The sequence below is a fragment of the Streptomyces sp. NPDC030809 genome (assembly GCF_055572195.1).
The window spans coordinates 11,602-35,822 of sequence record NZ_JBVIDV010000013.1 but is presented as its reverse complement, the minus strand read 5'-3'; the positions used below and the strand labels follow the sequence as shown (position 1 = coordinate 35,822).

At 74.3% G+C, this 24,221-nt stretch carries 18 protein-coding genes; 15 read left to right on the top strand and 3 right to left on the bottom strand.

The features are described from left to right. The 5 genes from ACZ407_RS18580 (at nt 1) to ACZ407_RS18560 (ending at nt 9,859) form a co-directional block, all read left to right on the top strand. Nucleotides 1-3,111, top strand: coding sequence for a type I polyketide synthase (locus ACZ407_RS18580; RefSeq protein WP_468129407.1), 3,111 nt, complete (start codon nt 1-3; stop codon nt 3,109-3,111). Nucleotides 3,112-3,254: 143 nt separating this feature from the next. Next, complete coding sequence (locus ACZ407_RS18575; RefSeq protein WP_468129405.1) at nt 3,255-6,524, top strand: AMP-binding protein; 3,270 nt, start codon at nt 3,255-3,257, stop codon at nt 6,522-6,524. A gap of 104 nt (nt 6,525-6,628) precedes the next feature. Continuing rightward, nucleotides 6,629-7,987, top strand: coding sequence for a crotonyl-CoA carboxylase/reductase (ccrA, locus tag ACZ407_RS18570; protein ID WP_468129403.1), 1,359 nt, complete (start codon nt 6,629-6,631; stop codon nt 7,985-7,987). Nucleotide 7,988: 1 nt separating this feature from the next. Then, complete coding sequence (locus ACZ407_RS18565) at nt 7,989-8,978, top strand: 3-oxoacyl-ACP synthase III family protein (protein ID WP_468129401.1); 990 nt, start codon at nt 7,989-7,991, stop codon at nt 8,976-8,978. Beyond that, the gene (locus ACZ407_RS18560) at nt 8,975-9,859 is read left to right on the top strand and encodes a 3-hydroxybutyryl-CoA dehydrogenase (protein WP_468129399.1); all 885 of its coding nucleotides are present in this window, start codon (nt 8,975-8,977) and stop codon (nt 9,857-9,859) included. The genes ACZ407_RS18565 and ACZ407_RS18560 overlap by 4 nt, the downstream gene beginning before the upstream one ends. A gap of 27 nt (nt 9,860-9,886) precedes the next feature. Here ACZ407_RS18560 and ACZ407_RS18555 read toward each other — a convergent pair whose 3' ends face one another. Further along, nucleotides 9,887-10,663: a MerR family transcriptional regulator gene (locus ACZ407_RS18555; RefSeq protein ID WP_468129397.1), complete on the bottom strand. Its 777-nt coding sequence runs from the start codon at nt 10,661-10,663 to the stop codon at nt 9,887-9,889. 4 nt (nt 10,664-10,667) lie between these two features. Next, nucleotides 10,668-10,871: a hypothetical protein gene (locus tag ACZ407_RS18550; protein ID WP_468129395.1), complete on the bottom strand. Its 204-nt coding sequence runs from the start codon at nt 10,869-10,871 to the stop codon at nt 10,668-10,670. A gap of 202 nt (nt 10,872-11,073) precedes the next feature. On the opposite strand from ACZ407_RS18550, the gene ACZ407_RS18545 reads away from it, so the two are divergent. From ACZ407_RS18545 to ACZ407_RS18515, 7 genes are all read left to right on the top strand, one after another. After that, nucleotides 11,074-11,700, top strand: coding sequence for a ScbR family autoregulator-binding transcription factor (locus ACZ407_RS18545; RefSeq protein WP_468129393.1), 627 nt, complete (start codon nt 11,074-11,076; stop codon nt 11,698-11,700). 331 nt (nt 11,701-12,031) lie between these two features. After that, nucleotides 12,032-12,871: an AfsR/SARP family transcriptional regulator gene (locus ACZ407_RS18540; protein ID WP_468129391.1), complete on the top strand. Its 840-nt coding sequence runs from the start codon at nt 12,032-12,034 to the stop codon at nt 12,869-12,871. An 87-nt stretch (nt 12,872-12,958) separates the two neighbouring features. After that, a complete protein-coding gene (locus ACZ407_RS18535) occupies nt 12,959-13,669 on the top strand; it encodes a ScbR family autoregulator-binding transcription factor (RefSeq protein WP_468129389.1) in 711 nt (236 codons plus the stop codon). A 32-nt stretch (nt 13,670-13,701) separates the two neighbouring features. Beyond that, complete coding sequence (locus ACZ407_RS18530; protein WP_468129387.1) at nt 13,702-14,580, top strand: phosphopantetheine-binding protein; 879 nt, start codon at nt 13,702-13,704, stop codon at nt 14,578-14,580. 32 nt (nt 14,581-14,612) lie between these two features. Continuing rightward, nucleotides 14,613-16,562, top strand: a complete 1,950-nt coding sequence (locus ACZ407_RS18525) for a beta-ketoacyl [acyl carrier protein] synthase domain-containing protein (protein WP_468129385.1) — start codon at nt 14,613-14,615, stop codon at nt 16,560-16,562. Continuing rightward, nucleotides 16,559-17,380, top strand: coding sequence for a 4'-phosphopantetheinyl transferase family protein (locus tag ACZ407_RS18520; protein WP_468129383.1), 822 nt, complete (start codon nt 16,559-16,561; stop codon nt 17,378-17,380). The genes ACZ407_RS18525 and ACZ407_RS18520 overlap by 4 nt, the downstream gene beginning before the upstream one ends. Before the next feature lie 237 nt (nt 17,381-17,617). Then, nucleotides 17,618-18,544, top strand: a complete 927-nt coding sequence (locus ACZ407_RS18515) for an MBL fold metallo-hydrolase (protein WP_468129381.1) — start codon at nt 17,618-17,620, stop codon at nt 18,542-18,544. Between the two features lie 89 nt (nt 18,545-18,633). Here the strand turns inward: ACZ407_RS18515 and ACZ407_RS18510 are convergent, their stop codons facing one another. Then, entirely contained in the window at nt 18,634-19,710 is a 1,077-nt protein-coding gene (locus ACZ407_RS18510; RefSeq protein ID WP_468129379.1) for an AfsR/SARP family transcriptional regulator, read from the bottom strand. Nucleotides 19,711-19,958: 248 nt separating this feature from the next. On the opposite strand from ACZ407_RS18510, the gene ACZ407_RS18505 reads away from it, so the two are divergent. From ACZ407_RS18505 to ACZ407_RS18495, 3 genes are all read left to right on the top strand, one after another. After that, a complete protein-coding gene (locus ACZ407_RS18505) occupies nt 19,959-20,822 on the top strand; it encodes an AfsR/SARP family transcriptional regulator (protein ID WP_468129377.1) in 864 nt (287 codons plus the stop codon). Between the two features lie 46 nt (nt 20,823-20,868). After that, the gene (locus tag ACZ407_RS18500) at nt 20,869-21,636 is read left to right on the top strand and encodes a thioesterase II family protein (protein ID WP_468129375.1); all 768 of its coding nucleotides are present in this window, start codon (nt 20,869-20,871) and stop codon (nt 21,634-21,636) included. Between the two features lie 242 nt (nt 21,637-21,878). Then, complete coding sequence (locus ACZ407_RS18495; protein WP_468129373.1) at nt 21,879-24,158, top strand: MMPL family transporter; 2,280 nt, start codon at nt 21,879-21,881, stop codon at nt 24,156-24,158. Nucleotides 24,159-24,221: the final 63 nt, after the last annotated feature.

Sequence of the window (24,221 nt, the reverse complement as noted above, 5' to 3'; positions counted from 1 at the left end):
ATGACCAACTCCGCAGATCAGACGGCGGAGGGCGCGGACCGGGTCCAGCGGGCGCTGCGGCAGCTGCTGGAGGAGCGCGACCGCCTCCGCCAGGAGAACGACGCGCTGAAGGCCGGCCACGGCGAGCCGATCGCCATCGTGTCCATGGCCTGCCGCTACCCCGGCGGCGTGACCTCGCCCGAGCAGCTGTGGGACATCGTCCGCGAAGGCCGGGACGTGGTGGGCGAGTTCCCGACGGACCGCGGCTGGAAGGACGTGTACGACGCGGACCCCGACGCCACCGGCCGCACGTACACCAGGCACGCCGGGTTCCTGGAGGGCGTCGGCGACTTCGACCCGGAGTTCTTCGGCATCAGCCCGCGCGAGGCGCTGGCCACCGACCCGCAGCACCGCCTGCTGCTGGAGACCTCCTGGGAGGCCTTCGAGCGGGCCGGGATCGTCCCCGCCGACGTCCGCGGCACCGACGTCGGCGTGTTCGCCGGCATCAGCTCCACCGAGTACGGCTGGCGCTTCCTGGAAGCGGCCCAGAGCGAGCTGGAGGGCTACCTGCTCTACGGCAGCTCCCTGAGCGTCGCCTCCGGCCGCGTCTCGTACGAACTGGGCCTGACCGGGCCCTCGGTGTCCCTGGACACCGCCTGCTCGTCCTCGCTCGTCGCCATCCACCAGGCCGTGCAGTCGCTGCGCTCCGGCGAGTCCTCGCTCGCCCTGGCCGGCGGCGCGCTGATCCTCTCGACGCCCGCCGCCCTCGTGGAGTTCGCCCGCCAGGGCGCCCTGTCGCCCGACGGCCGCTGCAAGGCCTTCTCGGACGCCGCCGACGGCACCGGCTGGGCCGAGGGCGTGGGCGTGGTGCTCCTGGAGCGCCTGTCCGACGCCCGCCGCAACGGCCACCCGGTGCTCGCCGTCATCCGCGGCTCCGCGGTCAACCAGGACGGCGCCAGCAACGGCCTCACCGCCCCCAACGGCCGCGCCCAGGAGAAGGTGATCCGGCGCGCCCTCGCCAACGCCGGGGTCGCGCCCTCCGAGGTGGACCTCGTCGAGGCCCACGGCACCGGCACCAAGCTGGGCGACCCCATCGAGGCCGGCGCCCTGCTCGCGACGTACGGCAAGGACCGCGCCGAGGGCCGGCCGCTGTGGCTCGGCTCCCTGAAGTCGAACATCGGCCACTCCCAGGCCGCCGCCGGCGTCGGCGGGGTCATCAAGACCGTCATGGCCATGCGCCACGGCCACCTCCCGAAGACCCTGCACGTGGACACCCCCTCGCGGCACGTGGACTGGTCCTCCGGCGGGGTCGAGATCCTGACCGAGGGCCGCGAGTGGACCCGCGGCAGCGGCCCCCGCCGGGCCGGCGTCTCCTCGTTCGGCGTCAGCGGCACCAACGCGCACGTCATCCTCGAAGAGGCCCCGCAGGAGGAGTCGGCGGCCGCGGACGGCACCGCCCCGGGCGTCGTCGGCGGCGTGGTGCCGTGGGTGCTGTCCGGCAAGAGCGCGGCCGTCGTGGAGCAGCAGGCCGCCCGGCTGCGCGCGTTCGTGGCCGACGACCCGCAGGCGGACCCCGCCGCGATCGCCGCCTCGCTGCTGTCGAGCCGCTCCCGCTTCGCGCACCGCGCGGTGGTCCTCGGCCGCGGCCGCGCAGAACTGCTGGACGCCCTCGACGCCCTCGCCCAGGGGGCCGAGTCCCCCGCGGTGGTGCGCGGCGCGGCCGGGCAGCCCGGCGGCCCGGTGTTCGTCTTCCCCGGCCAGGGCTCGCAGTGGGTCGGCATGGGGCGCGGCCTGTACGAGGCCTTCCCGGCCTTCGCGCAGAGCATGGACGCGTGCGCGGCCGCACTGTCCGAGTGGATCGACTTCTCGGTCCTCGACGTGATCCGCCAGGCGGAGGGCGCGCCCTCCCTGGACCGGGTCGAGGTCATCCAGCCGACCCTGTTCTCGGTCATGGTGTCGATGGCCGCCCTGTGGCGGTCCTGGGGCGTGGAGCCCGCCGCGGTGGTGGGCCACAGCCAGGGCGAGGTGGCCGCCGCGTACGTGGCCGGCGCGCTCTCGCTGCGGGACGCCGCCAAGACCGTGGCCCTGCGCTGCAAGGTCATGATGGACCTGCTCGGCCACGGGGCGATGGCCCTGGTCGCCGAGTCCGCCGAGGTCGTCGAGGAGCGGCTCGCCCCGTGGGGCAGCCTGCTGAGCGTCGGCGTGGTCAACGGCCCCCGCTCGGTGGCCGTCACCGGCGACCCGGCCGCACTCGACGAGTTCGTCGAGAAGATGAAGGCCGACGAGGTCCAGGTGCGCAAGCTCGCCGCCGCGTACGCCTCCCACTCGCACTACGTCACCCCGTACCGCGAGAAGCTCCTGGAGGTCCTGGGCGACGTCAGCCCGAAGGCCACGACGGTGCCGTTCTACTCGACCGTGTACGGCGAGCCCGTCGAGGGCACCCGCCTGGACGCCGAGTACTGGTACGCCAACCTGCGCGAGAAGGTCCTCTTCGAGTCCACCGTCCGGCGGCTGGCCGCGGACGGGGTCCGGGCGTTCGTCGAGATGAGCCCGCACCCGGTGCTGAACGCCCCGGTGCAGGAGATCCTGGAGGACCTCGACGACGCGGTGGTGCTGTCCTCCACCCGCCGCGACCGCGAGGAGGTGGAGACCGTGGTCGGCTCGCTGGCCCAGCTCCACACCCGGGGCGGGACCGTCGACTGGGACGCCCTGATCGGCGAGCGCCGCCGGGTGGACCTGCCGACGTACGCGTTCCGGCGGCAGCGGTACTGGCTCAACTCCGTGCACACCGCGGCGGCCGCCGAGGTGCCGGCGCAGGAGCAGCCCGCGGCCGGCGAGCAGTCCGCCTCCCTGGCGGACCGGGTCGCCGCCGCCTCCGGCGAGGAGGCGCAGGCGCTCGTCCTCGACCACGTCCTCGACAAGGTCGCCGTCGTGCTCGGACACCCGTCCAGCGCCTCGGTCGACCCCGACCAGGAGTTCAAGGAAATCGGCTTCGACTCGCTGCTTTCCGTCGAACTCAGCAAGCGCCTCACCGCTTCCACGGGCCACAAGCTGCGGGCGAACCTGGTCCTGAAGCACCCGTCCCCGCGGCAGATCGCCGGGCACATCACGTCCTTGCTGGTCAAGGCCTGAGCCCGCGGGTTCCAGCGCATTCCGAGCGGTTCTCCGCCCGGTGAGAGAAGTCCCGCCGGCGGGACAGGCACAAGGGCCGCGGCCGCTTGTCCCGCCGGCACCCAGTTGTATTGACCGGCTTATTCCCCTCCCGTGAAGGTGGGGTGATCTGCGAATTCCTCCGATTCTCGGACCTGTTTTCCTTAGGGGTTGATCCTGTGCGTTCGTTCGGTGCGTCACCTGCGCATAAAGGGCTGTGGCTGGCGGAGGCCGTCTCTTCCGACACGCTGAACCATGCGCTGACCATGTGGGACGTGGACGGTGCACTGGACGCGGAGCTCATGGAGTCCGTGTTCCTGCACGTCCTGGACGAGGCGGAGGTCCTGCGCGTCACGTTCCACGACGACGGCAGCGGACTGAAGCAGATCCCCCGGGAGCTCGGTGACTGGCGTCCGTTCTCCCTGGACTTCAGCGCCGAGGCCGACCCCGAGCAGGCGGCCCGCGCAGCCCTCGCCGACCTGCTGCGGCAGCCGTTCGACCTCAAGCAGGACCTGCTGTTCCGCATGGGCGTGGTCAGGCTGTCGGCCGAGCGCACCCTCGTGGTGATGGCCTACCACCACCTCATCTCCGACGGCTTCGGCACCGGCGGCCTGCTCTCGCGCCGCTTCGCCGAGGTCTACACCGCGCTGGCCCGCGGCGAGCAGGTCCCCGAGCTGCCGCACCCGTGGCACGTCGGTCCGGTCGCGGCCGAGTCCGAGCAGTACCTGGCCTCCGAGCAGTTCACCGAGGACAAGGAGTTCTGGCGCACCTACCTGGCGGACGCCCCGGCGCCCGCGCAGGTCCCCGGCGTCGCCCTCTCCGAGGCCGAGCAGGCCGTCCTCTCCGAGCCGCTGAACAGCGCCGACCGCTGGGGCGAGCTCACCGAGCCCATCGGCATGACCAGCCGCACCCTCACCGTGCCGCGCGCCGAGGCCGACGCGTGGACCGAGACCGCGAAGTCCCTGGGCGTGTGGACCTCCCAGCTGCTGTCCGCCGCCGCGGCCGTCTACTTCCGGCACCGCTGCGAGCGCCCCGAGTTCCTCATCTCGCTCGCCGTCGGCAACCGCATCGGCGTGGCGAGCCGCACCCCCGGCCTCGCGGTGAACGTGGCCCCGGTGCGCGTGAAGGTCCCCCTCTCGGCCACCTTCGCCGAGATCGCCGAGACGATGGTCGACGAGACGTACGACCTCTTCGACCACACCGCCTGCCACTACTCGGACATCCAGCGCGCGAGCGGCACCGTCCTGAGCGAGCGCGCCAGCTTCGGCGCCGTCATGAACGTCGTCGACTTCGTGGAGCAGCTCCAGTTCGGCGAGCTCAAGGCCCGCTACCTCGGCGGCACCACCGGCGCCTTCGAGGAGCTGGCGATCGGCGTCTACAACGACGGCACCCCCGACAGCGACCTGTACATCCGCCTCGACGCCCCCTCGAACCTGTACTCCCGCTCCGAGCTCCGCTTCATCGGCGAGGAGCTGATCGCCCACATCCGCGCCCTGGTGGCCGACCCCGAGACGCCGGTCGGCGCCCTCGACGTGGTGGCCGGCGCCGCCCGCGACCGGGTGCTGAGCGCGCCCGCCGCCTCCGGGCTGCCGGGTCTCACCGTCCCCGCCCTCTTCGCCCGCCAGGCCGCGCAGACCCCCGACGCCGTCGCGCTGGTGTCCGGCACGGCCGAGGTCTCGTACCGCGAGCTCGACGAGCGCGCGGACCTCGTGGCCGGGGCGCTGCGCAGCCGGGGCATCGGCGCCGGGTCGGTCGTCGCGGTGGCCCTGCCCCGCTCGGCGGACCTCGTCACCGCCCTGCTCGGCGTGGCCAAGGCCGGCGCCGCCTACCTGCCGGTGGACCCCGCGGCCCCCGCCGCGCAGGCCGCCTCCGTGGTCCGCGAGGCCGCCGCCGGCACCCTGCTCGGCGCCGACGCGGCCACCGCCGGCCCGCTCGCCGAGGCCCTGGGCCTGACCGCGCTCCTCTTCGCCGACCTCGCCGCGGGCCCCGCCGCGGGCCCCGCCGCGGGCTCCGCGGACCCTGCGGACTCCGTCCCGGCGCACCCGGACGGCCTGCTGGCCGTGGTGCCCGCCGCCGGCCCGGCCGGCGCGGTCGCCGGCGTGGCCCTGACCCACCGCAACGTGGAGCTGCCCGCCCTCGCCGGCCCGTGGCAGGAGGCCGCCCGCGGCACCGTGCTCTGGCACGCCCCGCACACCTCCGACGCCCTCGCCCTCGACCTGTGGGCGCCGCTCCTGAACGGCGGCCGCGTGGTCCTCGCCCCCGCGGGCACCCCCGACCTCGCCGCCCTGGCCGAGACCCACGGCATCACCGCCGTACGCCTGTCCGCCGCGGAGTTCGCCGCCGTCGCGGCCGAGCGCCCCGCGAGCCTCGCCGCCCTGCGCGAGGTGTGGACCGCCGGCGACCGCGTCCCCGCCGCCGCCCTGCGCCGGGTCCGCGAGGCCTGCCCCGGCCTGGTCCTCGTACACGCCCACGGCCCCGCGGAGACGGCCGGCTCCGCCGCCGCCCGCCGCCTCGCCGCGGACGCCCCCGCGGACCGCGCCGCCGAGCTCGGCGCCCCGCTCGCCCCCACCGCCCTGTACGTCCTCGGCCCCGGCCTCGCCCCCGTGCCCGCCGGCGTGACCGGCGAGCTGTACGTGGCCGGGCCCGGCGTGGCCCGCGGCTACGCCGGCCGCCCCGCGCAGACCGCCGAGCGCTTCGTCCCCAGCCCCTTCGGCCCGGCCGGCTCGGTGCTGTTCCGCACCGGGGACCGCGTCCGCCGGACCGCCGACGGCCTGGAGTACGTGGGCCAGGACGCCACCCGCGCGGACGTGCGCGGGGTCCGCGTCGAGCTCACCGAGGCCGAGGAGGCGCTCGCCGGGTTCGACGGGATCGCGCAGGCGGCCACCGCCTTCCGCACCGACCCCGCCGGCCAGCAGAAGCTCGTGGCCTACGTGGTCACCGCGGGCGGCCGCGCCGTCGACGCCGAGGAACTGCGCAAGTTCGCCGCCGCCCGCCTGCCCGAGTCCCTGCTCCCGTCGGTCTTCCAGACCGTCGCGGCCCTGCCGGTCGCGGCCGGCGGCCGGCTGGACCGGGCCGCGCTGCCGGAGCCCGGGTTCGACGACAAGAAGCACCAGGCCCCGCGCAACGAGACCGAGCAGGTCCTCGCCCGCCTCTTCGCCGAGGTGCTGGAGATCGACCAGGTCGGCATCGACGAGGACTTCTTCGACCTCGGCGGCAACTCGCTGCGCGCGATCCGCCTGACCGGGCTGATCCGCACGGAACTCCAGCAGGAGGTCTCCATCCGCCGCCTGTTCGCGGCACGCACCATCATCGGCCTTTCCGACATGTGGAAGGACCTCGCCAAGTCCAGCCGGCCGGGTCTCAAGCGCCGTACCAAGGCCGGCGCGGTCCTCTGAAACGAGGAAGGGGGCGGCCCTTTCGGAAAAAGGGCCGCCCCTTTCCGCGCAGACCTCATTCGAGCGCATTCCGCCGCGGCCGCGGCGAAGGGGGAAAGGGAATCATGGATTCATTGACCGAAGCGGTGCTGGCCGGGGCCGGTCCGGAGGAAATCGGGAAGCACGAACTCCCGGCGGAATACGAGGCCGCGTACACCCTCGCCTCGGACGTCGGGATGTTCACCGGAGTGGAGGACAAGGACGTCCGCAAGTCCCTCCACGTCGGCAAGGTCCCGATGCCGGAGATCGCGCCGGACGAGGTGGTCGTCGCCGTCATGGCGAGCTCCATCAACTACAACACGGTGTGGTCGGCCACCTTCGAGCCGGTGCCCACCTTCGAGTTCCTCAAGCGCAACGCCCGCGAGGGCGGCTGGGCCGCCCGCCACGACCTGCCCCACCACGTGGTCGGCTCGGACGCGTCCGGCGTGGTCGTGCGCGTCGGCGCCGGCGTACGGCGCTGGAAGGTCGGCGACCACGTCGTCGCCAGCTGCGTGCAGGTCGACGAGCAGGAGCCGGCCACCCACGGCGACGCCATGCTCGGCTCGGGCCAGCGCATCTGGGGCTACGAGACCAACTTCGGCGGGCTCGCCCACTACTCGGTGGTCCGCGCCAGCCAGCTGCTCCCCAAGCCCGCCCACCTCACGTGGGAGGAGTCGGCGGGCGTGCTGCTCACCGCCGCCACCTCGTACCGGATGCTGGTCGGCGCCAACGGCGCGCGCATCAAGCAGGGCGACATCGTCCTCATCTGGGGCGCGACCGGCGGGCTCGGCGCGTTCGCGGTGCAGATGGTCAAGAACGCGGGCGGCATCCCCATCGGCGTGGTCAGCTCCGAGCGCAAGGCCGAGGTGCTGCGCCGGCTCGGCTGCGACGTGGTGATCAACCGCAACGAGATCGGCATGGGCGGGGACGAGGCCCTCACCCCCGAGCGGACCATCGAGCTGGGCAAGCGGCTCGGCCGGGCCATCCGGGCGGCGGTGGGCGAGGACCCGCACTTCGTGTTCGACTACGTCGGCCGGGCCACCTTCGGCATCTCCGTCTTCGTCGTCCGCAAGGGCGGCGCGGTCATCACCTGCGGTTCGAGCACCGGCTACGACCACCACTTCGACAACCGCTACCTCTGGATGAACCTCAAGAAGATCATCGGCAGCCATGCGGCCAACCTCCAGGAGCAGGCGGAGTGCAACCGGCTGTTCCAGCTGGGCCACCTCTCCCCGATCCTCTCCGAGGTCTTCCCCCTCAAGGAGGTCGGCGAGGCCGCCCGCCTGGTGCAGCTCAACAGGCACACCGGCAAGGTCGGCGTGCTCTGCCTGGCACCCGAGGAGGGGCTCGGCGTCACCGACCCGGTCCTGCGCGAGAAGATCGGCGCGGCCCGGCTCAACCCGCTGCGCGAGCTCCCCGGCACCGCCCCGGCAGGGGTGTCCTGACATGGGCATCGGAATTCTCTCCACCGGCTCCTACCTCCCCAAGGACGAGGTGGGCAACGAGGAGGTCGCCGAGCGCGTCGGCGTCACCGCGGAGTGGATCGAGCGCAAGACGCAGATCCGGTCGCGGCGCTACGCGGCGCCCCACGAGGCGACCTCCGACCTGGCCGTGAAGGCCGCCGAACGGGCCCTGGAACAGGCGGGCCTGAGCCCGGAGGAGATCGACTACATCATCGTCTCCACCTCCACCGGCGACTTCCCCCAGCCCCCCACGGCCCACCTGGTCCAGCACGGGCTGGGCGCGTACGGCGCCGCCTGCTTCGACGTCAACGTCGTGTGCAGCGGCTTCGTCTACGCGCTGGAGGTGGCCCGCAGCCTGGTGGCCGTACGCCCCGACGCCCGCGCCCTGGTCATCGGCGCGGACGTGTACTCGCGCATCCTGGACTTCACCGACCGCAAGACGGCGATCCTGTTCGCCGACGGGGCCGGCGCCGCCGTCGTCGGCTCCGTGCCGGAGCCCTACGGGGTCATCGCGACCGACCTGTCCAGCCGCGGGGACGCGCACCACCTGATCCGCGTGGAGGCCGGCGGCAGCCGCAACCCCGCCTCGGCGCAGACCGTCGCCGAGGGCGGCCACTTCTTCAAGATGGACGGCCGCGGGGTCCGGGACTTCGTCGCCGAGCACGTCCCGCCGGCGCTGCTCGCCCTGGCGGAGCGGGCCGGGGTGGACATCCGCGACGTGGACCACTTCGTCCCGCACCAGGCCAACGGCGTGATGCTCGGCGAGGTGGTCGAGCGCACCGGCCTGGAGCGCGCGCAGACCCACCGCACGCTCATCCGGTACGGCAACGTCGGCAGCGCCTCGGTGCCCGTCGCCCTCGACGAGGCCAACCGCACCGGCGCACTGAAGACCGGCGACCTGGTCCTGCTCGCCGGGTTCGGCGGCGGCATGTCCATCGGCGCATCACTTCTGACCTGGGGAGCCCGCCCGTGACCGCGTCCACACAGCCCGCCGCCGCGGGCATCGAGCGGGTGGGTGTCGTCGGCAGCGGCATCATGGGCACCGGCATCGCGGAGCTCTGCGCGAAGGCCGGCCTGGACGTCACCGTCGCGGTCTTCTCCGAATCCTCGCTGGTGACGGCCCCGCAGCGGCTGGCCGCCTCCCTCGACCGGGGCGTGTCCCGGGGCAAGCTGACCGCGCAGGAGCGGGACGCGGCCCTGGCGCGGGTCTCGTTCACGCGCGACTTCGGCGAGCTGGCGGACCGCGGGCTGGTCGTCGAGGCCGCCAAGGAGGACGAGCACCTGAAGCTGGAGGTGTTCGCCACCCTCGACAAGATCGTCGAGGACCCGGACGCGATCCTGGCCACCAACACCTCGTCGATCCCGGTCGCCCGGATCGCCGCCGCCACCCGCCGCCCGGGCCGGGTGCTCGGCCTGCACTTCTTCAACCCGGTGCCGGTCCTGCCGCTCGTCGAGATCGTCTCCACGGTGCTGACGGACGGGGCGGTGGCCGCACGGGCCGAGGTGTTCGTCCGCGAGGTGCTGGGCAAGAGCCCGATCGCCTCCCCGGACCGGGCGGGCTTCCTCGTCAACGCCCTGCTGTTCCCGTACCTGCTGTCCGCGATCCGGATGGTCGAATCGGGCCTGGCCACGGCCGAGGTGCTCGACCAGGGCATGGTGCAGGGCTGCTCGCACCCGATGGGTCCGCTGCGCCTGGCCGACCTGATCGGCCTGGACACGACCGTGTCCATCGCCCGGGCCATGTACGAGGAGTTCAAGGACCCGGGCTACGCGCCGCCGCCGCTGCTGCTGCGCATGGTCGAGAGCGGGCTGCTGGGCAAGAAGTCCGGCCGCGGCTTCTACACGTACGCGTAGGGGCCGCACGGGCCGTACCCGCGCCCGTCAGCGGTGCGGGATGTCCACGCCCGCCGCGCGCAGGTGCGCCTCCAGCAGCTCGTTCATCCGGGCGGCGGCCGGCGCCTGGTCCTCCCGGTGGTGGTTGATCAGGCCGTAGCGGGCGGCGGCGTCCGGCCGGGCGCGGAACTCGGCCGGCATCGACAGGAGTTCGCGGTGCGCGAGCACCTTGGCGGCGAGGGCGGACGCGAGGGCGTCGAGCCGTGGGTCCTGCGGATCCCACGACTCGGCGTCCCGGCAGCGTTTCACCAGCTCGGCGTACTCGGGGTCGCCGAGCTGCTGTTCGAGCTGGGCGAGGAAGGTCTCGAAGACCTCCGGCACCAGGGCCCTGGCCAGGACCAGGGCCTCCTGCTGGAGGGCCACGTAGTCGGCGCTGAAGCCCAGACCGGCGAGCTTGTCGAGGACCTCGCAGGCGCGCTCGGGGAGCAGCAGGCGGTCACCGGAGGCGAGCCGGTGCAGCACCGCGCGCCTGGCCTTCAGCTCCTCTATCCGCTCGGTGAGCCGCCGTTCCACGTCGTCCAGGGCACGGGCGAACCGCTCGGGGTCGGCGTCGAGCAGATCGGGGATCTCGGCCAGCGGCACGCCTGCGCCGGCGAGGGTGCGGACCTGTACGAGCCGCAGCATGTCGTGCGACCCGTAGCGGCGGTAGCCGGAGAGGTCCCGTTCCGGTTCCTCGACCAGACCGAGCCGGTGGTAGTGGCGCACGGTCTTCACCGTGACGCCTGCGAACGCCGCCGCCTGACCGATCGTGAGCCCGTACGCCATGGTGTCAGGCTGCCATCCGGCCGCGGGACCGCACGCCGCAGGGCCGCACGCCGCGGGAGGCGCGCCGCCAGCCGCTGTCGAGCGCGGCGGGGGCTCCGGGCGCGGCGGGCGCGGCGGCCGTGAGGGCCCGGACGGTGGACGGGGCCGGGTGCCCGGCCGGGATCGCGGCGGTCCGCGCCGGGGCGGCCGAAGGGGTCGAAAGGGTCATGCCCCGAGGTTCCACCCTGACCTCGGGTCAGGGTCAACTCCGTACCGCACTGCGGACTCCCGGCCGCAGCACCGCCCTCCTCCCGCGTACCACCAGGGGTTTTTCGTAAAACCGCACGGGCGGTTTGTTACAGTACCCGGTAGGGGCGAGCGCTCCGGCCTGCCTCCGGCGGGCGGGCGGCCCCCGGACGACGGAGGAGTCGATGGTGAGGCAGGAACGCGCAGCGCGTACGCGCGACGCCCTGATCCGGTCCGCGGCCGAGGTGCTCGACCGAGAGGGACTTCCCAGCGCCTCGCTCGCCGCGATCAGTTCACTGGCCGGGGTGAGCGCCGGCGCCCTCCACTTCCACTTCGCCAACAAGGCCGCCCTGGCGGACGCCGTCGAGGAGGCGGCGCTGGACCGGCTCTCGGCGGTCACGGCCGGGGCCGGCGGGGCCGGCCCGGGCGGGCGCGTCCAGGGCCTGGTCGACGTCACCCACGGGCTCGCCGCCGCGCAGCGCGCGGACGTGGTGCTGCGGGCCGGCTTCGCGCTGAGCGGCGAGGCCTCCCGGCCCCGGCGGGGCGGGCTGCGGGACTGCTGGCGCTGCTGGGTCGGGGAGACCCTGGAGAAGGCCGCGGGGGAGGGGGAGTTGAGCCCCGGGGTGGCGGTCGGGGACGTGGCGGCCGCGGTGGTGGCCGCGACCGTGGGCTTCGAGGTGCTCGGGATCCGGGACCGGGCCTGGCTCTCGGCCTCCACGGTGACCCGGTTCTGGCGGCTGCTGCTGCCGACCCTGGTCCCGGCGGCCGCCCTCGGCGGCCTGCAGGCGGCGGGGAGCCGGCGGCAGCAGTGAGGGCGGGACGGGCCCCGGCCGTGCGCGAAGGCGCGCGGCCGGGGCCTTCGCATGTCCGGCGGGGGTCAGACGAGAGACAGCCCAAGGTCAGATAGAGACCACCCGGTTTGCTTAGTTCGGGGATTTTCCGGGGTCCCGCAGGCCCCTCGCGCCCCGGGCGGCACCGCCCCAGCATCCCTTGAAAGAGGGTATATCCGCAGGTCAGAGGCGGTATTCAAGAGGGCTCGGACGTGCTTGCGAATCAAACAGCGCATCCGGTCGGTTTCATATTGACAAACCGCCGGTCCTGTTTTTTACTTGCTCTGGCTCATCCACGGACAGGGGAGTAGGCGTGGACATCGAAGTACTGGGCACACTGGCGGTTCGGGAGCACGGAGTCTCCATCACGCCGACGGCCCCCAAGCCGCGACAGGTGCTGGCTCTGCTGGCGCTCCACGCCGACCAGGTCGTTCCGGTGTCGGCGCTGATCGAGGAGCTGTGGGCGGGCACCCCGCCGCGCAGCGCCCGCACCACGCTGCAGACGTACGTGCTGCAGCTGCGGGCCCTCATCGCGACCGCGCTGGAGAAGGGCGCGGCCGAGGGCGACGGCACCGGCGAGCAGCGCACCGCCAAGGACGTGCTGGTCACGCTGCCCGGCGGCTACATGCTGAACAGCAACGGCGGCACCAGCGACGTCCGCGAGTTCGACCGGATGGCCGGCATGGGCTACCGGGCGATGGACGGCGGCGACTTCCCGGGCGCGGCCCGGATGCTCCGCGAGGCGCTCGCCCTGTGGTCCGGACCCGCCTTCGCCGACGTGCAGGGCGGCATCCAGCTCGACATGGAGACCCGGCGGCTCGAAGAGACCCGGCTCTGCGCGCTCGACCAGCGCATCGAGGCCGACCTGCGGCTCGGCCGGCACCGCGAACTGCTCGCCGAACTCACCGTGCTGGCCAGCCGCTACCGCACCCACGAGAACCTGCACGGCCAGTTCATGCTGGCCCTGCACCGCTCCGGCCGCCGGGGCGAGGCGCTCGACGTCTACCAGCGGCTGCGCGCCACCCTGGTGCGCGAGCTCGGCCTGGAGCCCTCGGCCGCCCTGCGCCGGCTCCAGCGCTCGATCCTCATGGCCAGCCCCGAGAACCCGGTGGTGGCGGAACCCGCCAACGACCAGCTCGTACGCGTCGCCTGACGGCCGTTCGCCACACCATCAATGCGGCGGCGTCCCGCCCCGCCGGGCCGGACGTACGCCCGGACCGCGGGCCCAGGAGGCAGTGCCATGCAGGACAGGTCGGAGCGGACCCGCAAGGGGCTCGTCGAGGCGGGGGCAGAGATGTTCCACCGCAACGGGTACGCGCACGCCAAGCTCGTCGACATCGCCGCGTACGCCGGAGTGACCAAGGGAGCGCTGTACTTCCACTTCAGCTCCAAGGACGACCTGGCCGAGGCGGTCCAGCAGCACGCCTGCGGCCTGCTGCACGCCGCGGTGCGCGACCTGCGCGCCGCCGGGCGCTCGCCGCTCCAGACCCTGGTCGACACGACCCACTGGCTCGCCCGGAGCCTGCGCGACCAGCCGGCGATCCCGGCCGGATTCCGCATCACCGCGGAGCGTGCGGGGCTCCCCGAGCTGCCCACCGACTTCCACCGGGTCTGGCTGGGCGCGGTGTGCGCCCTGCTGGGCCAGGCCCGTCAGGCGGGCGAACTCCGCCCCGGGGCCTGCTGGGAGAGCATCGAATCGCTGGTCGTCGCGGCCTCCTGCGGCATCGAGGCACTGGCCGCCACCGGCATGCCGGACGACGAGCTGCAGCGCCGGGTGTCCGGGCTGTGGTCGCTGCTGCTGCCGAGCCTGGTCCCCGAGGGCGCGGAGAAGGACTTCCGGACCGGGACGCCCGGCACCGGACCCGCACCCCGCCCGGGCGGGACCCGTACCCGGCGGCCCGCGCCCGCGGACGGCCGGTCCCGGGCGGTGTTCTCGGGCAGCACCGCGTGACTGCGTTACCCGACGGCTTGGAGGAGCCTGCGATGACGAATGACCATTCTGCGGACGTACTGACGGACCTCATCGGGGTGCTCGGCGACGTCCTGCGGGTCAAGCCGGACAAGATCGACCCCGAGCAGACCTTCCAGTCCCTGGGGCTCGACTCCCTGCTGACGGTGGAGTTCGTGGCCGTCGTCAACACCCGGTACGGACTGCGGGTGCTGGCGACCGACCTGTACGACTTCCCGACCCCGGCGTCCTTCGCGCGCGAGGTGGCCCGGGCGGCGGGCAGCGCGGCCGCCCCCGCCCCCGCGGCCGTCCCCGCCCCGGTCCCGGCCGCCGCCCCGGCCGCCTTCGCGGCGCCCGCCGCCTTCGGGACCGCGGCCGCAGGCTCCGCGGCCCCCGGCCCCGCCCCCGTACGGCAGGCCCCCGCCCCCGCCGCGGCGACCCGTATCGCGGAGGTGCTGCGCGAGCAGCTCGCCGGGATCCTCGCCTGCGACCCCTGGGAGATCAGCACCACCGCCGAGTTCAACGTGCTCGGCGTGGACTCCATCGTGGGCGCGGAGTACATCGCCCTCGTCAACAGCGCCTTCGGCCTCCAGGAGCGGTCCGTACTGCTGTACGAGCACCCCAACCTGGCCGCCATGGCCGCGTACATCGCGGCCCGCACCGGTGCCGCCGCGCAGGACCTCGCCCCCGCCGCGGCCGCGGCCCCCGCCGCCCCGGTGGCGCAGCCGGCCCTCCGCCCGGCCGCCGCCCCGCTCCGCCCCGCCCCCGCAGCACCCGCCCCCGCTGCCGCCCCCGCCTCGGCCGCCGCCGTACCGCCGCAGCCCGGTGCGGACCTCGACGTCCTGCTGGACGCGATCCGCGACGACCGGCTCACCGTGGACGAGGCACTCGTCCTGCTCGCCCGCCGCGGCTGAGCTGTTTCCACCCTGAGAAGGAGCGCGTCCAGATGGACGAGAAGGAAGTCCTGACCCGGTTCAAGAACGGCCATCTGGACCGGGCCCAGGTGGCCGCGCTGCTGACCGGCACCGCCGGTGCCGCCGACCCGGCCCTCCCGGCCCCCGTCGTCCTGCGCCTGCCCGGCATCCCGCCCGAGCAGGACGCGGCCGGGCGGCCCGCCCCGGCCCCCGCCCTCCCCGCCCCCGCGCGCACCGCCACCGGTGCCGCCGCACCCGCACCCGCCCCCGAGGCCGGCGCGGACACCGGCCCGGTCGCGGTGGTCGGCATGGCCGGGCGCTACCCCGGCGCCCCCGACCTCGCCTCCTTCTGGCGGCTGGCCCGCGGCGGCCACGACAGCGCCGCCGTGCCGCCCGCCGGCCGGCCGGGCGACGAACCGGGCCACTACCTGGAGCGGGTACAGGACTTCGACCCGGAGTTCTTCGGCATCGACCCGCGCGAGGCCGCCCTCATCGACCCCCAGGAGCGGCTGTTCCTGGAGACCGCCTGGGAGGCCCTCGAAGACGCCGGCTGCACCGGCGGCCGCCTCGACGCCCTGACCGCCGCCGACGGAACCCCGCGCAGCCTCGGGGTGTTCACCGGCGCCGGAAGCGGCGACTACGTGCTGCTCGCGGCCCGCACCTGGCGGCGCGAGCAGCCCCGGCCGCTGCCCCGCGGCGGCCAGTGGAGCCTGCCCAACCGGCTCTCCGCCCTCCTCGGCCTCACCGGCCCGAGCCAGGCCGTCGACACCGCCGAGTCCTCCGTGCTCGTCGCCCTCCACCAGGCCGTCACCGCCCTGCACCGCGGCGAGTGCGCCGCCGCCCTCGTCGGCGGGGTCCGGCTGCTGCTGCACCCCGCCGCCCGGCGCCCCGGCGCGGGCGAAGGGGTCGGCGCCCTCCTGCTCAAGCCCCTGGCCCGGGCCCTGGCCGACGGGGACGGCATCCACTGCGTGATCCGCGGCAGCGCCGTCGGCCACACCGCCCCCGAGCCCGCACCCGCCGGACCCGGCCGCCGGTCCCGGGCCGCCCTCGGGCGCCCGCAGGCCGCCGCCCGCGCCGCCGCCTCCCTGCGCGAGGCCTGCGCCGCCCCCGCCGCGCCGCCCGCCGGCGCCGCGCCCGCCGCGGACGGGCGGGTGCTGCGCGAGGCCCTGCGCGCGGCCGGACTGGACGCACCCGCCGCAGCCGTCCGCGAGGACGCCGCATCCGTACGCGCCCTCGTCGGCGAGGCCGGTCCCGCGACCGGGGCCGCCGCCCTGACCCGCGCCGTGCTCCAGCTGCGCCACCGCATCCTGGCCCCCGGTCCGGACCGCCCCGAGGCACAGCCCTGGGACGGCGAGCGGGCGCCCGGCGCGCCCCGCCGGATATGCGTCGGCGTGCGCGGGGCCGGCGGCGTGGACGCGCAGGTGGTCCTGGAGGAGTACGTGCCCCCCGCCCCCGGCCCGGACCACGAGCCCGGCCCCGCCGCCGACCCCGCCGCCGGACCGGCCCCCGAGCTGTTCGTGCTGTCCGCCCCCACCCCCGCCCACCTGGCCGCCACTGCCCGGCGGTTCGCCGACCTGCTCGGCGGGCCGGGACCGGTGCCCCCGCTCGGGGTGCTCGCCCGCGCCCTGCGCACCGGCCGGGCCGCCATGGACTGCCGCTTCGCGGCCGTCGTCGGCGACACCGCCGAACTGCTGCGGGAGCTGGAGCGGTTCCTGGAGGGCGGCGCGCCCTGCGCCGACCTGCGCGAGGGCGGGGCCGACCCGCTGGACCTGGGCGGCGTACCCGAGACGGCCGGCTACCTCGCCGCGCTCTGGGAGTCCGGGCGCCTGCACCAGCTCCGCGGCCTGTGGCTGTCCGGGCTCGACGTGGACTGGACCGCACTGGAGGCGGCCCGGGGCGCGGCCGCCGCGGCCGTGCCGCTGCCCGCGTCCGCGTTCCTGCGCGTACCGCTGTGGCTGGACGGCGAGGAGGGGGCGGCATGACCACGCTGCCGCTCGACCCGGTTGCCCCGGGGGAGCACGAACCCGCCCCGGTCAACCTGTGGTTCTGCCCCAACGAGGACCTCGCGCCCGGCATCGCCGCCACCCTGGCCTCGTACTGGCTGGACGAGAACGAGCAGGAGGTGGCCAACCGCTTCCTCTTCGAGCGCGACCGCCGCCAGTACCTCGTCGCCCACGCCCTGGTGCGCCGGGTGCTGGCCCTGGAGACCGGCATCCCCGAGGCCGAGGCCGTCATCTGGCGGTCCTCGCGCGGGCGGCCCTTCCTCCAGACCCCCGCCGGCGGACTGCCCCGCGGGGCGGACAGCCTGGACTTCAACCTCTCGCACGCCAACGCGTACAACCTGCTGGGCGTCTCCCGCGGCCTGCGCATCGGGGTGGACGTGGAGCGGCTGGACCGCGGCGAACGCGGCCTGGACAACATCATCGCCACCTTCGCCGCCGAGGAGCAGGCCTGGATCGCCGCCGCCGCCCCCGGGCGGCCGCGCAACCGGCGCGCCCTGCGCCTGTGGACGCTCAAGGAGGCGTACTCCAAGGCCCGCGGACTCGGACTCGGCCTGCCCTTCGACTCCTTCGCGTTCACCCTCGCCGAGGACCGCGGGGTGCTCGCCTTCCGGCCGCCGGCCGACGACGCGGCGGTCCGCTGGCGGTTCCTGGAGGTCGAGCCCGTGCCCGAGGTGCTGGCCGCGGCCGCGGTCGAGGTGGACGAGGACCGCCCGCCGGCCGTCCACCTGCACCACGGATTCCCGTGGGGACGCGCCGCACCCCGCCGCCTGGTCCTGCCCGAAGCCGTCGGAGCCTGATGCCCGACCGGCCGGAAGAACATCGCACCAGGCCGCCCGGAAAAGCGCTCGAATTCCGGCGGAGAACACCCGTGAAAAAGGTCCGGACCAGATATCCCGCATGCGGTGGATTCGGGAACGACCGGTAAATCGGCAGGAAATCGGCCCGGCCCCGCGGCACGGGTTCCCGAATTCGTGTGATACATCGGGAAGGGGCCCGGGCCGCGGGCCGGGCCCTGCCCAGAAAAGAGGTATTCCGTGTCCGCCACGACCATGGCGCCGGCCGGCGCCGCCGTGCTCACCGAAGTGGCCGACGGGGTCCACGCGTACGTCCAGCCCGACGGCGGCTGGTGCCTGAACAACGCCGGCATCCTCACCGACGGCCGCCGCAGTGCGCTCGTCGACACCGCCGCCACCGAGCGCCGCGCCCGGGAGCTGCGCCGGGCCGCCCTGCGCCTGGCCCCCCAGCCCCCGCGGGCCGTGGTCAACACCCACTTCCACGGGGACCACACGTACGGCAACTTCGTCTTCCCCGAGGCCCTGGCCATCGGCCACGAGCGCACCCGGGAGATGGTGCGGACGGCCGGCCTGCACATGGCCGGGCTGTGGCCGGACGTCTGCTGGGGGGACATCGAGGTCACCCCGCCCGAGCTGACCTACCGGGACCGCACCACCCTCCACGTGGGCGACCTGCGCGCCGAGCTGATCCACATCGGCCCGGCCGCCCACACCACCGACGACACCGTGGTCTGGCTGCCCGACCGGGGCGTGCTCTTCACCGGCGACCTCGTCATGAACGGGGTCACGCCGTTCTGCGTCATGGGGTCCGTGGCGGGCTCCCTGCGCGCCCTCGGCCGGCTGCGCGCCCTCGGCGCCACCACCGTCGTCCCCGGCCACGGCCCGGTGGGCGGCCCTGAGCTCTTCGACGCCAACGAGGCCTACCTGCGCTGGATCCAGGAGCTGGCCGCCGAGGGCCTCGCGGCCGGGCTCACCCCGCTGGAACTGGCCCGCGCCACCGACCCCGGCCCGCACGCCGGGCTGCTGGACGGCGAGCGCCTGCTGCCCAACCTGCACCGCGGGTACGCCGAGGCCCGGGGCCTGCCCGAGGGCTCCCCGCTGGACGTCGGCGCCCTCTTCCGGGAGATGACCGCCTTCCACGGCCGCCCGCCGGAGTGCCGCGCCTGAGCCGGCGGCACCGCGCCCGTACGTACGAAAGGACCCCCTGCCGCAGCCGCAGCAGGGGGTCCTTTCGTACGTACGGGCGCGGGCGGGGCTCAGCCCAGCCGGTCGCCGGAGCCCGCCGCGGCCCCCGGGGCCAGCAGGCCGAACCGCCTGATCAGCTCCTCCTGCTCCCGGCGCAGCGCCTCGATCCGGTCGCCCAGGCGGGCGATCTCCCGGCCGAGTTCGAGCAGGTCCGCCTCCGGGGACGGCCGGCCGGCCGGGACCCGGGCGAGGCCGGGGGCCACCGGGAACCCGGCGCCCCCCGCCACGGGCGGGACGCTCAGGACGGGCGGCGCGGGCAGCGGGGTCGTCAGCGAGGGCGCATGGTGCAAGATCGCCTCCATCCGCTCGCGCAGGGCCGGGCCGGGCTCGATGCCCAGCTCGTCCACCAGGCGCCGACGGGCCCGCTCGTAGACCCCCAGGGCCTCCGTCTGGCGGCCGCACCGGTACAGGGCGAGCATCTGGAGGTCGTACAGCCGCTCGCGCATGGGATGGCTGGCCGTCAGGCGCTCCAGCTCCCGGACCACCTCGGCGTGCCGCCCGCTGCGCAGGTTCGCGTCGTACAGCGTCTCCAGGGTGGTCAGCCGCAGCTCCTCCAGCCGGTCGGCCTCCACCGAGCAGACCGGGCCGTGCGTGCTCCCGTCGAGTGCCGGGCCGCGCCACAGGGCCAGTGCCCCGCGCAGCAGTTCGGCCGCGTGCACCGGATCGGCGCCGAGCGCCGCCCGGCCCTCGGCGGAGAGCCGGTGGAAGCGCTGGGCGTCGGTGGTGGCCCGGCCGGGCCGCAGCAGGTAGCCGGTCGAGCGGGTCGCGATCCATTCGCGGCCGTCCGCGTCCACGGCCCCGCCCTGCAGCAGCCGGCGCAGCCGGGCCACATGGGCCTGCAGGGCGTTGGCGGCGCTCACGGGCGGGCGGTCGCCCCACAGCTCGTGGATGAGCCGCTCCGCGGACAGCACGTGGCCGGCCCGGACCACCAGGGCGCCGAGCAGCGCCCGCTGCTTCGGCCCGGCGGGCGCGATGTACGCCCCCGTGCTGCGGTCGAACACCTCCACCGGGCCCAGGACGCGGAAGTCCACCTCGGTGTCGCCGTCCGCGCCCCGGGCGCCCGATGCGCCGTGCGCGACGAAATCCATGGTGCCTCCTCCCGGCGGACTGGCGGGATCTACGGAAAGACACGAAGACCGGCGGATGCAAAGAAAAAGATGCCGGTTCCAATCCCCGGAATGGAATCTACCATCTTGTTTTCAACCCACAACCGTGCGGGCCGGAGGGCGGCTCGACACCGGCTCGAGAATTCCGGGGCACCGTACTGGACCCGGCTACCGTGCCGGAGTCGAAGTCTGTAAATCGATGGGAACTCGACGAAATAACGGAGGAGACCGTGAAGATTCAGGTTCTGGGTCCGTTGAGTGCCGAGGTCAACGGGGGCTCGATTGTTCCGACGGCTGGCAAGCCGCGCCAGATTCTGGCGCTGCTCGCGCTCTCTCCGGGGCGGGTGATCCCCGTACAGACCCTCATGGAGGAGATCTGGGGCACCGAACTCCCGCAGAGCGCGCTCACGACGCTGCAGACGTACATCCTGCAGCTGCGCCGGCGGCTGGGCACTGCCATGGGACCGGGGGTTCCGGGCAGCGCCAAGGACGTGCTCGCGACCAGGCACGGCGGATACCTGCTGCAGATCCCGCCGGGTGCGGTGGACGTGCACGAGTACGAGACGCTCGTGGCGGGCGGCCAGCAGGCGTTCGAGGAAGGCGACGACGAGCGCGCCGCCGACCTGCTCCGCAAGGCGCTGGCCCTGTGGAACGGACCGGCGCTGGTCGACGTTCGGGTGGGCCCGATCCTGGAGATCGAGGTCATGCGCCTGGAGGAGAGCCGGCTCGTCACCGTGGAGCGGCGCATCGACGCGGACCTGCGGCTGGGCCGCCATGCCGAGGTCATCGCCGAACTGGCCGAGCTGATCGCCCGGCACCCGCAGCACGAGGGCCTGCACTCGCAGGCCATGGTCGCGCTCTACCGCTCCGGCCGCCAGGCCTCCGCCCTGGACGTCTACCGCAGGCTGCGCAACCGCCTGATCGACGAACTCGGCGTGGAGCCGTCCCCGCAGCTGCAGCGCCTGCACCAGGCGATGCTCGCGGTGGACCCGGCCCTGGACGTGGTGGCGGGCCCGCGCCGCGGCTCGACGTTCGACCTGTACGCCGCCGCGCCCGCGGCCAACCGCTACACGGGCTGGTCGGAGGCTTCGTGACGGCCGCCCACCGGTTCGCCCGCACCGAAGAAGGGACGGATCAGAAGTGAAAAGCACGTGGTTCCGGCGCTACACCGCGGCCGCGGAGAACGGGCCGCGGCTCGTGTGCTTCCCGCACGCGGGGGGCTCCGCGACGGCGTACACCCAGCTGGCGCGCACCCTGCCCGCCGGCCTCGACGTGGTGGCCGTGCAGTACCCGGGGCGCCAGGAGCGCTACCGGGACGAGCCGTTCACGGACCTGGCCGCGCTCGTCGCGGCGGCGGCGGAGGAGCTGACCCGCGAGCTCGCCGCCGAGCCGGAGCGGCCGTACGCCCTGTTCGGCCACAGCATGGGCGCGCTCGTCGCGTACGAGACCGCCCGGCTGCTCGACCGGCAGGGGCGGCTGCCCGCCCCGCAGCGGCTGTTCCTTTCCGGCCGCGGCGCGCCGCACGCCCTGGAGGACAACTCCCACTACCGGAACTGGGACGACGCCGCCCTCCTCGCCGACGTCGTGCGGCTGGGAGGCACGGATCAGGCCATGCTCGAAGACCCCGACGTGCAGGACATGATCCTGCCGCCGCTGCGCTCCGACTACCAGGTCCTCGCCTCGTACCGCTGGCAGGGCGGCGAGCCGCTCGCCACCCCGATCACGGCCCTGACCGGTGACGCGGACCCGATGGTGACGGTCGGCGAGGCCGGGACCTGGCGCGGGCACACCACCGGGGACTTCGCGCTGAAGGTGTTCTCCGGCGGGCACTTCTACCTGGCCGACCACGTCGGCGGGGTCTGCGAGGCCGTCACCGAGGGGCTGCTCGCGGGCGCCGCCGCCTCCTGACCGGCCGTCCGGGCCCGCCCGCGGCCCCCCGCCAGGGGCCGCAGGCGCGTACCGCCGCCGGGCTCAAGCGGTGTTCGAGCAGGTCTCCAGCCGCCTCCTGTTGACTCTCCACGTCCAGGAGGAGTGCGGCCCGGGACCGGTGGCGCGAATCGTTCGCCGCCCAATTAAACCGTCCAAGCGGTTTGTTATTCTCCTCGCGTCCTGCCCTTTCTGCTGGCCGATCCGATGGGAGTCCACTCGCCGTGGCCACCTTCCTTTACAAACTTGGCCGCCTGGCCTTCCGGCGCCGGGGCCTGATGGTCCTCCTGTGGGTGCTGATCATGGCCGGCGTCTCCGTCGCGGCATCCTCCGCTCCGCCGCCCCCCTCCGACCAGTTCTCCATGCCCGGTACGGAGTCCCAGAAGGCCTTCGACCTGCTCAAGGAGAAGTTCCCGGCCGCCGGTGCCACCGGCGCCACCGCCCGCGTCGTGGTGCGCGCCCCCCAGGGCGCGAAGATCGCCGACGAGGGCCCGAAGGCCGCCGTCGGCACGCTGCTGGGCGAGCTGTCGAAGGCTCCCGAGGTGGTCGGCGCGACCGACCCGTACCAGACCCGGACCATCAGCAAGGACGGGACCACGGCCTACGCCGTCGTCACGTACAAGGTCACCGGACCCGAGGTGAGCGAGAAGGCCCACGACGCCTTCGACGCGATCACCGCCAAGGCCCGCAAGGGCGGCCTGACCGTCGAGGCCGGCGGCGACGCCGTCAAGATCGAGGCCGCCAAGAGCGGTTCCGCCGAGGGCATCGGCATCCTGATCTCGGCCATCGTCCTGCTGCTCACCTTCGGGTCGATGCTCGCGGCCGGCATGCCGCTCCTCACCGCCCTGTTCGGCGTCTCGGTCGGCGTCACCGCCATCACCGCGCTGGGCAGCACGCTCGGACTCTCCACCACCACCTCGTCGCTGGCCATGATGCTCGGCCTCGCCGTCGGCATCGACTACGCCCTGTTCATCGTCTCGCGCTACCGCTCCGAGATGGCCGAGGGCCGCACCCGCGAGGAGGCGGTCGGACGCGCCGTCGGCACCGCTGGCTCGGCCGTGGTCTTCGCCGGCCTCACCGTCATCGTGGCCCTGGCCGGCCTGTCCGTGGTGAACGTCCCGCTGCTCACCAAGATGGGCCTCGCCGCCTCCGGCACGGTCGCCATCGCCGTCCTCATCGCGCTCACCCTGGTCCCGGCCCTGATCGGCTTCGCCCCGTTCAAGGTCCTCAGCCGCCGCGAGCGCCACCTGTTCTGGCCCCAGCCGCTCAAGCCCCGCAAGGAGCGCGCGGCCGCCAAGCGCAGCGCCAAGGCCGCCAAGCGCGCCGGGAAGAAGGACCCGAACCGGCCGAACCTCGGCTCCCGCTGGGCCGGTTACGTCCTGCGCCACCCGATCGCCGTCCTGCTGGTCGGCGTCGTGAGCCTCGGCGCCCTCGCGGTGCCCGCCGCGAGCCTGGAGCTCGGCCTGCCGGGCGAGGGCACCATGGCGGAGGAGACCACCCAGCGCAAGGCGTACGACATGCTGTCCGAGTCCTTCGGCGCCGGCTTCAACGGCCCGCTGACGGTCACGGTCAGCGCCAAGGACGCCAAGTCCGCGGGCGAGCAGGTCGGCAAGGCCTTCGCCGGGCAGGACGGGGTGGCCTCGGTCTCCCCGGCCGTCGCCAACCAGGCCGGCGACGCCGCCATCGTCACCGTGGTCCCGGCCACCGGCCCGGCCGACAAGAAGACCGAGGACCTCGTCCACGAGCTGCGCGCGCTCGCGGGCGGCCTGGAGAAGCAGACCGGCGGCGAGGTGCTGATCACCGGTCAGACCGCGATGCTCATCGACTTCTCGAAGACGCTGGACGACGCGTTCGTGCCCTACCTGGCGCTGGTCGTGGGCCTCGCCTTCATCCTGCTGGTCCTGGTCTTCCGCTCGCTGCTCGTCCCGCTGAAGGCGGCCCTCGGCTTCCTCCTGTCGGTCAGCGCCTCCCTCGGTGCCGTCGTCGCGGTCTTCCAGTGGGGCTGGCTCAAGGACGTGTTCGGCATCGACCAGACCGGTCCGATCATGAGCACCATGCCCATCTTCATGATCGGCATCGTCTTCGGCCTCGCCATGGACTACGAGGTGTTCCTGGTCTCCCGGATGCGCGAGGCGTACGCCCACGGCGCCGGCCCGGACGAGGCCGTCGTCACCGGCTTCCGCTACAGCGGCCGGGTGGTCACCGCCGCCGCGGCCATCATGATCAGCGTGTTCTCCGGCTTCATCCTGGACTCGAACGACATGATCCAGATGATCGGCTTCGGCCTGGCCACGGCCGTCCTCTTCGACGCCTTCGTGGTCCGCATGGCCATAGTCCCCGCGCTGTTCGCCCTCCTGGGCAACGCCGCCTGGTGGCTGCCGCGCTGGCTCGACAAGGCCCTGCCGAACGTCGACGTCGAGGGCGAGAAGCTGAACCGCCTGACCCCGGCCGGAGCCGTCCCGGCCGGCCGCACCCCGGCCCGCGAGCACCAGCTCGTGGACTGACCCGCACGGCTGCCGGCGCCCGTCCCCCTGGGCCCGGCAGGCCTCAGGACGGCCCGGCCCGGT

Bases quoted from the DNA above. Each gene is read 5' to 3' on its own strand.
- ccrA (WP_468129403.1), top strand. From the start codon at position 6,629: ATGGATTCATTGACCGAAGCGGTGCTGGCCGGGGCCGGTCCGGAGGAA.
- ACZ407_RS18525 (WP_468129385.1), top strand. From the start codon at position 14,613: ATGGACGAGAAGGAAGTCCTGACCCGGTTCAAGAACGGCCATCTGGAC.
- ACZ407_RS18520 (WP_468129383.1), top strand. From the start codon at position 16,559: ATGACCACGCTGCCGCTCGACCCGGTTGCCCCGGGGGAGCACGAACCC.
- ACZ407_RS18510 (WP_468129379.1), bottom strand. From the start codon at position 19,710: ATGGATTTCGTCGCGCACGGCGCATCGGGCGCCCGGGGCGCGGACGGC.
- ACZ407_RS18555 (WP_468129397.1), bottom strand. From the start codon at position 10,663: ATGGCGTACGGGCTCACGATCGGTCAGGCGGCGGCGTTCGCAGGCGTC.
- ACZ407_RS18535 (WP_468129389.1), top strand. From the start codon at position 12,959: ATGCAGGACAGGTCGGAGCGGACCCGCAAGGGGCTCGTCGAGGCGGGG.
- ACZ407_RS18530 (WP_468129387.1), top strand. From the start codon at position 13,702: ATGACGAATGACCATTCTGCGGACGTACTGACGGACCTCATCGGGGTG.
- ACZ407_RS18580 (WP_468129407.1), top strand. From the start codon at position 1: ATGACCAACTCCGCAGATCAGACGGCGGAGGGCGCGGACCGGGTCCAG.
- ACZ407_RS18550 (WP_468129395.1), bottom strand. From the start codon at position 10,871: ATGACCCTTTCGACCCCTTCGGCCGCCCCGGCGCGGACCGCCGCGATC.
- ACZ407_RS18565 (WP_468129401.1), top strand. From the start codon at position 7,989: ATGGGCATCGGAATTCTCTCCACCGGCTCCTACCTCCCCAAGGACGAG.
- ACZ407_RS18545 (WP_468129393.1), top strand. From the start codon at position 11,074: ATGGTGAGGCAGGAACGCGCAGCGCGTACGCGCGACGCCCTGATCCGG.